Genomic DNA, 1704 nt, shown 5'->3' on the forward strand with positions numbered 1-1704 from the left:
GAGATGAGCTTGAACGTGCTCGCCTACAATTTGAAACGGGTCATGAAAATCATGGGTGCTAATGGTTTGATGAAGGCGCTGTCGGCCTGAAAAGGTTCGTTCTGGACGATCTAGATAGCTGTAGAACCTTGCTGAAGGGCACCGATGCGATATTGATCAACTATGGTGCCTTAAGCGGACTCACTCAGCGAGCGGCCGTAGGCTCTTCGCGCCGACAAGGCCCTAATGTGCGTTTTTACACACTCTGGGCCAATTGCTGCCCTTCGCGACAGGCCGCTATCGGCCAGCCCGAGTCAGTTGAGCATCGACGACTTAAACAAGTCCTTGCGATTGATGGACTTGCCCGACAGCATGAATTCCCCCATCCCCTGGTAATGCAATGACTCTTCCTTGTCTGCGGAAGGGGCCACATGGGCTTTGACGACCTCGAAGATAAACAGGTTGTACCGATCGATCATGGAGTCGTCGTACAGCCGGCATTCAAAGGACGCGTAGCACTCTCTGATCAACGGTGCACTGACCTTCGTCGCCTTGCTCGGAGTCAGATCGAACTCAGTGAACTTATTGACCTCGCTCCCTGAACAGTTGCCGATACCCACTACCGTATCTATAAGTGATGCCGAAGGAATATTGATCACGCATTCCCCGCTTTGGCGCACAAGGTCGTGGGAGTAATTTCCAGAAGCAATGACGCACCCGACGAGCGAGGGAGAAAACTCCATGACCATGTGCCAACCCATGGTCATGATGTTCGTTTGTTGTTGCCATTTCGATGAAACCAGCACAATAGGGCCAGGCTCGAGAAAGTGTCTGATGTTCGAAACGGGAAAATCTTTCTTCGTAGCCGATCCTGGCATAACAACCTCCGAGTAGATTGGGAAGGCGGCAAAGCAGCTGGCCGGTTTATTGGCCGATTGCTGCCGCACTTGATTCCCGCATTCGATGGACGTCACGCAGCGGCGGCGAGCCAAAGATTCGGCTGTACTCCCGACTGAACTGCGACGAACTTTCGTAGCCCACCTGCAAGGCAGCAGTACCGGCGTCCAGGTTTTCATTGAGCATCAACCACCGGGCCTCCTGGAGACGCAGCTGCTTTTGGTATTGCAGAGGACTCATTCCGGTCAACGAGCGAAAGTGCTGCCGGAAGGTTGTCTGGCTCATATGTACGCTGTCTGCCAGGTCCTCGACTAGCAGCGCCTCGGTGTAATGCTGTTTCAACCAGGTGACGGCCTTGGCGACCTGATGCGCTTGTGTACCGGAAGCAATCAGGTGACGAAGCCTTGCACCCTGGGGACTTTTCAACACCCTGATGGCAATTTCTGAATGAATGAGAGGTGCCACGGATGCAATCATCTCTGGCTCATCCTGTAACGCGATTAGCCGGGTCACTGCGTCAACCAGCTGCTCGCTGGGGATCCCAATGGTGAGGGCAAGCTCGGGGGCAGATTTGCGATGGGGAAGGGATACCTGGGTAGCTAGCTGCATCACAGTGCGGCTATCCAGCGCGACCGAGATGCCCAGGTATGGGGTTTCCGGGCTTGCTTCTGTAACCTTGGAGACCACCGGCAGGTCCAGGGATGTCAGTAACACCTGACCCTGACCGTAGTCATATATTTCGTCGCCGATGACTACACGCTTTTGGCCTTGGGCGATAAGTGCCAGGCTCGGCTCATAGATGCAATGCACTGCCGCGGTGGGTTGCGA

Annotated in this window: 2 protein-coding genes; both read right to left on the reverse strand. The window is 54.6% G+C overall.

Going from position 1 to position 1704, the window contains the following annotated elements; all coding sequences use genetic code 11:
* Positions 1-293 precede the first annotated feature (293 nt).
* Positions 294-926, reverse strand: coding sequence for a flavin reductase family protein (locus tag AC1DRJ_RS26680; RefSeq protein WP_477804787.1), 633 nt, complete (start codon positions 924-926; stop codon positions 294-296).
* On the reverse strand, positions 904-1704 hold an 801-nt coding region (locus AC1DRJ_RS26685; RefSeq protein WP_477804788.1), incomplete at its 5' end, for an AraC family transcriptional regulator. The genes AC1DRJ_RS26680 and AC1DRJ_RS26685, both read right to left, overlap by 23 nt.

It is taken from the genome of Pseudomonas sp. P5_B2 (genome assembly GCF_056400445.1).